We start from the raw sequence: 8,233 nt of genomic DNA on the forward strand, positions 1-8,233 counted from the left end.
GGCGGCGACGGGGCGGGCGCGCAACGAGCTTGCGCGCGGCGCGGCCATCGGTGCCCGCTGGCTGGGGCAGATTTTGACGAAGCCTCGCCAAGTGGCAGGCCTTGCTCAATGGCCGGAATCTGTGCGACACTTCGTTCCCGAAGACCGCGAAAAACGGTTGCCTACGTGCCACGGCACTAGACAACCGAATACACGCCACCAAGCAGCTCTAGCGAGGTCGGCCAGCGTTTCCCCCGACATCTGTCGGCCTTTCTGCGAACTGTCGCATCTTGACGCGAACGCTCGCAGCTATTGGAACGCTGCCATGAACACACACCTCGACTCTTCATTCCTCTCCGCACATCCCCGCATCGCCATCGTCGGCGCCGGCCTTGGCGGCTTGACGCTTGCCCGTGTCCTGCACGTCAACGGCATTCCCGCGACCATCTACGAAGCCGAAACTTCGCCCGATGCGCGGGCGCAAGGCGGCCTGCTGGACATCCACGAATACAACGGCCAACTCGGGTTGAAGGCTGCGGGCCTTTACGATGCATTTCTTAGCCTTGCGCTACCGGGCCAGGATGCCAAGCGCGTGGTTGACCGACATGGCAACGTCCTGTTCGATAAGCCCGGCTCGGGCAGCACGGCCAGGCCCGAGGTCGATCGCGGTGCCTTGCGCGGGCTGCTGATCGAATCCCTGCCTGCCGGCGCCATCCAATGGGGGCGCAAGCTCGTGCGTGTGGACTGCCTCTCCAGCGGGTGCCATCAACTGGTGTTCGCGGACGGTTCCATGGCCACAACGGATCTGCTGGTCGGTGCCGACGGTGCCTGGTCGAAGGTCCGTCCGCTGCTGTCGACCACAAAACCGGGATACACCGGCACGACCTTCATCGAAACCAATCTTTTCGATGGCGACACGCGATACAAGGCCACCGCCGAGTTGATCGGCAGCGGCACCCTGATGGCAGTCGAGCCGGGCCAGGGCATCTTTGCCCATCGTTACCCGAGCGGCACACTACGGGCCTATGTCGCCTTGAGCAGGCCGCAGGCGTGGATCAACGCCAACGATTTCAGCCAGCCAGCCGCACTGCGTCGACTTGCCGCTGAATTCGAGGGATGGACGCCGCTGCTTCTGGCCTTGGTCACCGAAAGCGATACCCCACCCATCGTGCGGCCCATCCATGCCCTGCCGATCGACCACCAGTGGACGCGCGTTCCCGGCGTAACGCTCGTGGGGGATGCGGCCCATTTGATGTCGCCGTTCGCGGGGGAAGGCGCCAATCTCGCGATCCTGGATGGCGCCGAACTGGGCTTGGCGCTGCGCAATCATCCCGGCGACATTGAGGCGGCACTCGCGGCGTATGAGCGGGCGCTTTTCCCGCGCAGTGCGGCTGCTGCCGAAGAGACAGCGCAGAACCATCGGCACTTCTTTGGTAGCAACGCCCCCCGGAGTGTAGTCGAACTGTTCGCCGCACATTAGTCGCGGCGGCTTCGATCGCGCCCGCCGCAATGGCGGGGCTTGTGGAGCTACGCCCCAGCTTGCTGCGGCAGGTTGTGCCACAGCGTGCCGTCCTCGACGCTGGCGGTTCGCTGCCTGTACGTCACGAAGGACGGTTCACCGACACGCCGCCCGACCTCGCTTATGGAGCTTCCACGCCACGCCTCAAGCACGTCGCCACAAGCTGCGGCAAGGGGCGTTCTCGCATTGTCGTTGGTGGTTGGCCTTGCCCGCGTCAGGGCACGAGCCGATGAGGCCGTCGCGCGGGGATGCCGAGTCGGCCATGTCTCCTTTCGGGACAGGCGGCCTGTGCGTCCTTGGTTTGTTGTGAATCCTGACGAGGGCACGGCTACGCCTTGGGCTTCATGGCCGCAACCTTCCAGCGAAAACAATTTCCCCTGCGCTGCGCGCATTCCTCGCGGGACAAATTCTTTTCGCTTCCAGGTTCTCCACTGCGTTGCGACCGCAAGCGGTGCGACCCGCCCATCCCCCGCCGACCGGATCACAACAAGGACGCACTGGCGCGACCTTGTTCAACCCGAAAGGAGAAAACATCATGGCTAACATCGGCGCCTTCACCGCAGACAAAGACGGCTTCACCGGCACGCTTCGCACCCTGACGCTCAACGTCAAGGTCAAGCTGGTTCCCAACGACAAGGGCAGCAGCGAGAACGCCCCCGACTTCCGCCTGCAGGCCGCAGGCCACGACATCGGCGCGGCGTGGAAGAAGACCAGCGAGGCCGGGCGCGACTACCTGTCCGTGACCCTCGACGAGCCTTCGTTCCCGGCTCCGGTCTATGCCCGCCTGATCGAAGGCGAGGACGGCACGCACGACCTGATCTGGTCGCGCAGCAAGCCCCATGCGGCGTGACCGCCGCAGCGCCCCCGCCCATCGCGGCGGGGCGCTGTGCTGCTGATCGCAGCACATCACCGCATCACGCGCGCGGCTTCGCCGCGTCGCGCTCGCTCAACACCGCCGCCAGCTCCTGGCGCACCTGCGCCAGCAGCTCGTCGGCCTTGCGCGGGCTGTCGCCCGCATAGGCCAGCGTCAGCAGCGTGAGCGGGTGGATCTCCATCACCTCGCACAGTTCGGCCAGCTTGTGCAGGGTCGGGCTTTTCAGGTCGCGTTCGAGGGTACTCATATAGGTGCGGCTGGACACGTCAGAGAAGGCTTCCTGGCTCAAGCCACGCGCCTTTCTGACCGTCTTCAACGCCTTCGCCAATGAGTTCCCAGCCGCCACCTATGGTTTCCCTCGAAAAACCAAGATGACAACCCGTTGCGCCCTATAGGGCTACAATCTATAGTGTTCATTTGATCCTGTTCTACGCTTTCGTGCTTTTACGGAAATCCGCATCTGCGGGTTCCAGAAAAGTCACGGAACCGCATCCGTGCTTGCGCACGAAAGCGCAAACCCGGCTTGGCGGTTCTGCGCTTCGACCTGAAACCGTGTCTGTGCATCATTGGATTCATGGGATTGCAGACCATGCCTCAACCACTCATCACCGAGGACGACCGCGTGCGCCTGCTGGCCCACGGCCAAGCTCGTGCCGCTGGCGAAGCCATCGACCCGCTGCCGGTGGTGCGCCTGTTCACCCCCGACGCGCATATGACCTGGCTGCTGGTGTCGCTCGACCCCGCCGATGGCGATACGGCCTATGGCCTGATCGACCTCGGCATCGGCATGCCCTCGCTTGGAACGGTCAAGCTGTCCGACCTGGCCGGCATCGTCGGGCCACGCAAGCTGCCGGTGCGGCGGGATCGGTATTTCCAGGCGGTGCGCCCATTGTCGGAGTACGTCCGACTGGCGCAGGAGAACGACGCGATCACGGACTGATGAACGCCAGCGCGGCCCGGCCAGCCGTGGCGCACTGTGACTATTTCAGTCTTGGTCAAGACCGGGCAGGTCTGAATCGGCATTGATGCACCGAAGCGATGCCAGTCTGATGCAAACAGTCATGATCTTTGGCGCGGGCTGCGGCACGGTATCCGGTGCCGCGCACCATTTCCGGGTGGCGCAGCCGTCGCATTCAGACGATTTCCCCAACACGCCGGAGCCAAACGGTCTTGACACCGACAGTTACAGCTTAACCGCTTTTGATGATGACCTGATGGCATTTCGATAGCTCCCGCCTCGCGGAAATCGTGGCGACGCATCCCAAGCACAGGGAGCTTTCGCCATGACTGATCGCAGCGCCGACCACTGGTATCCGACAGCCGCCTATCTCTACGTCCTGCATCTGGATGGCCCCGCGCTGGCCTGGGAATACCTGCGCAGGAATCCCGACTACCGCCGCGACTGGCTGCGCCGTCGCCGCCGACCGGATGCGGCGCAGGCTTGGAGCCTGCGCCTGCTGGAAGACCCGGCCCTGGATGCGCGTGACGCGCATCCGGCCTGGTTCCCTGACCACGATGCCGTGGTGCAGCTCTACCCCGACGCAGACCCGCCGCCCGATGCTTGCACCTTCGAGTTCTGGCGCGTTCCCGGCTGCAAGCAACTGATCCACGACGGCAAGCGCCTGGTGCTGGTGTCGCATTGGCCCGGCTGCTGCCTGCGGCTCGCGCTCGCGCCGGGCATGGAAGACGGCGTGGCCTATCTCTACGCCACTCGTGCCTGCGCCACGCCCTGCGCGCGCTATCGCACGCTCGCGGCTGAACTCGACGCCCTGGCCGCCGCCACGGTTGCCGCGCCTGCGGCGGCGGCCCGTTCCCGGCCCACGCCTGCCGCACTGCTGGAGCTGAACACCTTGCAGGCGCTCGATGCGGCCCTGGCGGGCGCGTCCTTGCGCGAAGTTGCCGAAGGGCTGTTCGGCGCGGATGCCGTCGCGGCCGACTGGCACAAGGACGGTGCCTTGCGCGCTCGCGTGCGCCGGCTGGTGCGCCGTGGCGATGCGCTGATGCGCGGCGGCTATCGCCGCTTGGCACAGCTTCCGCCGCCTTCGCCGCAGTAGGGGGACGTTTTGCAGCCCCTGCAATTCGTCCCTTAGCAAGAAGCCTCGCTTTCTCGAAAGTGCCTCCATCCGGCCGCGTGGTGTGGCCGGGCTTGATGGAGGTTCATCCCGTGCGACCCGCTCCCTTACGGCCTGCCGCCGCTGTCTCGACCGCTGCCGCGCAGCCGCAGCGTTATCTCACCAACGACGAAGCCGCCGACTATCTGCGCCTGTCGCCGCGCACGCTGGAAAAGCAGCGCGTGATCGGCGGCGGCCCGCGCTTTCGCAAGTTCGGCCGGCGCGTCATGTACGCCGTGGCCGACCTCGATGCCTGGGCGGCTGATCGCAGCTTCGAGACGACTTCCGATCCCGAGTACGCCGAGCACCACTCGGCGGACAGCCGTGCGCGCTGATCGCTGGCGCGCGCCAGGCCACAGCCATGTCCATCTCCGCGCTGCCATTCCGGCAGCGGCCCCCGCAAGAACGCGAACAGCTCGACCTGTTCCGCGCCTTGCCGGGCGACATGGCTCCGCGCGACAGCCAGGACTTGATGGCCTATCCGTTCTTCTCGCTCGCCAAGTCCAAGCGGATCAAGCCCATCGACTTCCGCGCGGGCAACGTCACGATCCGCGTGGAAGGCACGGCCGAGCACGGCATCGCCACGATTTGGGACGCCGATGTGCTGATCTGGGCGGCCTCGCAGATCGTGGAGGCAAAGGATGCGGGCCTGCGGCCTTCGCGGCTGATCCGCGCGACACCCTACGAGATCCTGCGCTTCATCGGGCGCGGCAAGTCGCTGCGCGACTACCAGCGCCTCAAAGCGGCCTTGGATCGCCTGCAATCGACCACGGTGGCCACGTCCATCCGAGAGACAACCGGGCGACGCCTGCACCGCTTCTCGTGGATCAACGAATGGAAGGAACTGGCCGATGCCAGCGGCACGCCGCTGGGCATCGAGCTGATCTTGCCGGACTGGTTCTATACGGGCGTTCTGGATGCGGCTCTGGTGCTGACCATCGACCCGGCGTATTTCCGGCTGACCGGCGGCATCGAGCGGTGGCTGTACCGCCTGGTGCGCAAGCACGGTGGCAAGCAGGCATACGGCTGGCAATTCGACTTCCGCTACTTGCACCAGAAATCCGGCAGCACCGCCAAGCCCTACGACTTCGCCTGCGACTTGCGCGCGCTTGTCGCGCGGCAGTCGCTGCCCGGCTACGTCCTGGGCATCGAGCGGATGCCGGACAACGGCATAGAACTGCTGACCTTCCGGCCCGTGCCTCATACGGCACGGGGATAACTCGGGGAAAGCCTGTGAATGGTGTCGTGCTATCAGGCGTGCGGGGTATCGTGCTATCAGGCGTGGGACTATCGTGCTATCAGGCGTGCCAATCGGCCGCAAACCCGCGCCAGAACTTGGTTTCCGCGCCCTCTAACTTCCCTAACTTAAATTCTCTAACTTGTAGTAGAAGTGCCGCGCCACGGTGGACAACCGCCACGCGGCCACAAACGCAGCAGCAACAGCCGGGCTTTCCAACACGGAGGGCCAGGCCATGATCGTCGCGCTGCTCAACCAGAAAGGCGGCGTGGGCAAGACCACGCTCGCCACCCACATCGCCGGCGAGCTGGCGATGCGCGGCCAGCATGTCGTGCTGCTGGATGCTGACCCGCAGGGGTCATCGCTGGACTGGACACAACGCCGAAGCCAGCAAGGCTTGCCACGGCTTTTCAGCGCCGTGGGCCTCGCACGCGAAACGCTGCATCAGGAAGCCCCGGAGCTGGCACGCCGCGCCGATCACGTTGTCATCGACGGCCCACCGCGCATCGCCGCCTTGGCGCGCTCCGCGCTGCTGGCGGTCGAGCGCGTGCTGATCCCGGTGCAGCCCAGCCCCTACGATTTGTGGGCCAGCGCCGAGATGGTGGCGCTGATCCGCGAGGCGCAGGTGTTCCGGCCTGCGCTGCGCGCGGCCTTCGTCATCAACCGGCGCGTCAGTGCCACCGTGATCGGGCGCGAAGCGCGCCAGGCGCTCGCTGACCAGCCGCTTCCTGCGCTGCGCGCGGAAGTGCATCAGCGCATCGTGTTCGCCGACAGCGTGGCCGCTGGCCGGCTTGCACGCGAGACGGCGCCGTACAGCGCCGCCGCACGGGAAATCACCGCCCTTGTGGATGAACTGCTGCGGTGGACGACATGACAGCGAAGCCACCGCCGAACAGCAAACGTGCGGCAAAGCGCGTCGGCATCGGCGCGCGTCCGCCCGCGAATCCGCACGCCGAGGCGTGGATTCGCCAAGGCGACGCCGATGCGCTGGGCAAGGGCGACCTCTACACGGCCCGCCTCACCCTCGACATCACGCCCGCCATGCGGGCGCGCATCAAGGTATCGGCCTTCACGCAAGGCGTGACCGTGGCCGACCTGCTGCGCGGCCTGCTGGAGCGGGAGTTTCCCGAGCAACGCAGGGAGAACACACCATGACCGCATCCACTGCACCAGCCGTCGCGCCTGCCGCTGTCGCGGCCACGGCTGCGCCACAGCCACCATTCATCGCGCCTTCCAGCCAGCCGGCCAGCGCGCCGCTGACGCGCGTGGCGCTGGCCTACATCGAGACCCGTTTCAAGCTCTACCTGCGCTTCGGCGAACCCGCGCGCACGCACCAGCTCGACCGCTGGCGGCGTAGCGCGGTGTTCCTGCCGGGCGCGGTGTTCTGCCGCGTGCGCTGGCAGGCCAACGACTACGGCACCGTGCGTTGGCAGCTCATGGTGATGCAAGCCTGCACACCGCTGGACGCGGCGCAGCGCATCCCCGGCGTGCAGCCGGGCGCGCGCCTGCTGCTGCATGCCGAGGGCGACGGGCAAGTGCGCGTCGTGCTGGAACGCATCGACGCCATCGAGGCGCTGGGAATCGCGCCCATCGCCGTCTCGCCCGCGTACTGGCGCACACTCGCCAACCGGCTCGCCGCGCGCCTGCCGCTGCCCGAATACACCGCCGAGCGGCACGCAGCCTGGCTGACCGGGAGGGCGCTGCCATGACCGCCGTTTCCGCCACTGGCACCGCACCGCGTCCTCGTTCGCACGCCCGCTCACGCTTGCGCGCTCGCATCGTGCTCGCGGGCCTCGCCGCCTGCGGCCTCGCTGCGCTGGCCTGGGCATCCTTCGTGCATCCGCTGCCGCGTCTGACCTACAACCCGTCCGACAGCGTGGCGGTCGGCTGGTATCGCATCGAGCCGTTCGACCCGCGCACCGCCTCGCTGCCACGTCCGTTGTCCGTGGACAGCATCGTGCTGGTGCCGCTGCCCGACAGGGCCGCAATGCTGGCTGCGCAGCGCGGCTACCTGCCGACCCGCGTTCCGCTGCTCAAACGTGTGGGTGCGGTCGCGCCGCAACACGTCTGCATCGTCTCCGGTCAGGTACGCATTGACGGCGTACCTTCGGCCGCCGTGCTGCCTGCCGACCGGCTGGGCCGGCCGCTGCCATCCTTGCAGCTTTGCCGCCGCCTCGAACCGGGCGAACTGTTCCTGTTGAGCGTGACCAATCCGACATCGTTCGACAGCCGCTACTTCGGCCCGATCAGCGCATCCACCGTGATCGGCATCGCGCATCCGGTGTGGCTGGAGTCCCGCCCATGATGGCCGTCGACTCGCTGCACGTTGCCGTGCATCTCATCGTGCCATCGGACGTGTCGATCCCGTGGCTTTCCGTATGTCGTCGCGCGTGCAGTGCGAGCGCATCCGCGCCGCACTTTGCGCTGCCTTCCCATGTGCAGGTGTCTTGCCTCGAACGCACCCGGCCTGCGGCCATCGCCGCGTTCGCCGGCGCGCTGTCGGCTCGCGCAGC

General features: G+C 66.6%; 12 protein-coding genes and 1 pseudogene. 12 read left to right on the top strand and 1 reads right to left on the bottom strand.

Features of this window, described 5'->3' with window-relative positions:
- The first annotated feature begins 304 nt into the window (after positions 1 to 304).
- Together AD428_RS18920 and AD428_RS18925 are read left to right on the top strand one after the other, a co-directional pair.
- On the top strand, positions 305 to 1,459 hold the full coding sequence (locus AD428_RS18920) for an FAD-dependent oxidoreductase (protein ID WP_053246208.1): 1,155 nt from the start codon (positions 305 to 307) through the stop codon (positions 1,457 to 1,459).
- A 574-nt stretch (positions 1,460 to 2,033) separates the two neighbouring features.
- Positions 2,034 to 2,348, top strand: coding sequence for a DUF736 domain-containing protein (locus AD428_RS18925; protein WP_053246209.1), 315 nt, complete (start codon positions 2,034 to 2,036; stop codon positions 2,346 to 2,348).
- Between the two features lie 64 nt (positions 2,349 to 2,412).
- On the opposite strand, the gene AD428_RS18930 is transcribed toward AD428_RS18925, so the two are convergent.
- Positions 2,413 to 2,718 (bottom strand): helix-turn-helix domain-containing protein, encoded by a 306-nt coding sequence (locus AD428_RS18930; protein ID WP_053246210.1) that lies wholly within the window; start codon positions 2,716 to 2,718, stop codon positions 2,413 to 2,415.
- A gap of 243 nt (positions 2,719 to 2,961) precedes the next feature.
- Between AD428_RS18930 and AD428_RS18935 the strand changes: the two genes are divergently transcribed.
- From AD428_RS18935 to AD428_RS25450, 10 genes and pseudogenes are all read left to right on the top strand, one after another.
- The gene (locus tag AD428_RS18935) at positions 2,962 to 3,312 is read left to right on the top strand and encodes a DUF2958 domain-containing protein (protein WP_053246216.1); all 351 of its coding nucleotides are present in this window, start codon (positions 2,962 to 2,964) and stop codon (positions 3,310 to 3,312) included.
- An 85-nt stretch (positions 3,313 to 3,397) separates the two neighbouring features.
- Complete coding sequence (locus AD428_RS26875) at positions 3,398 to 3,601, top strand: hypothetical protein (RefSeq protein WP_160318604.1); 204 nt, start codon at positions 3,398 to 3,400, stop codon at positions 3,599 to 3,601.
- A gap of 54 nt (positions 3,602 to 3,655) precedes the next feature.
- Positions 3,656 to 4,426 (top strand): DUF2285 domain-containing protein, encoded by a 771-nt coding sequence (locus tag AD428_RS18940; RefSeq protein WP_053246211.1) that lies wholly within the window; start codon positions 3,656 to 3,658, stop codon positions 4,424 to 4,426.
- Positions 4,427 to 4,536: 110 nt separating this feature from the next.
- The gene (locus AD428_RS18945) at positions 4,537 to 4,818 is read left to right on the top strand and encodes a helix-turn-helix transcriptional regulator (RefSeq protein WP_053246217.1); all 282 of its coding nucleotides are present in this window, start codon (positions 4,537 to 4,539) and stop codon (positions 4,816 to 4,818) included.
- A 26-nt stretch (positions 4,819 to 4,844) separates the two neighbouring features.
- The gene (locus AD428_RS18950) at positions 4,845 to 5,702 is read left to right on the top strand and encodes a replication initiator protein A (RefSeq protein ID WP_053246212.1); all 858 of its coding nucleotides are present in this window, start codon (positions 4,845 to 4,847) and stop codon (positions 5,700 to 5,702) included.
- 253 nt (positions 5,703 to 5,955) lie between these two features.
- Positions 5,956 to 6,594, top strand: a complete 639-nt coding sequence (gene parA, locus AD428_RS18955) for a ParA family partition ATPase (protein ID WP_053246213.1) — start codon at positions 5,956 to 5,958, stop codon at positions 6,592 to 6,594.
- On the top strand, positions 6,591 to 6,875 hold the full coding sequence (locus AD428_RS18960; RefSeq protein WP_053246218.1) for a hypothetical protein: 285 nt from the start codon (positions 6,591 to 6,593) through the stop codon (positions 6,873 to 6,875). Before parA ends, AD428_RS18960 begins: the two co-directional genes overlap by 4 nt.
- Positions 6,872 to 7,429 carry a DUF2840 domain-containing protein gene (locus AD428_RS18965; protein WP_053246214.1) on the top strand — a complete coding sequence of 186 codons (558 nt, stop codon included), beginning with the start codon at positions 6,872 to 6,874 and terminating at the stop codon, positions 7,427 to 7,429. The genes AD428_RS18960 and AD428_RS18965 overlap by 4 nt, the downstream gene beginning before the upstream one ends.
- Positions 7,426 to 8,025, top strand: a complete 600-nt coding sequence (locus AD428_RS18970; protein ID WP_053246215.1) for a S26 family signal peptidase — start codon at positions 7,426 to 7,428, stop codon at positions 8,023 to 8,025. Before AD428_RS18965 ends, AD428_RS18970 begins: the two co-directional genes overlap by 4 nt.
- Positions 8,022 to 8,233 (top strand): annotated as a pseudogene (locus AD428_RS25450) (hypothetical protein); the annotation flags it as partial. The gene AD428_RS18970 and the pseudogene AD428_RS25450, both read left to right, overlap by 4 nt.

The organism is Achromobacter sp. DMS1 (assembly GCF_001270295.1).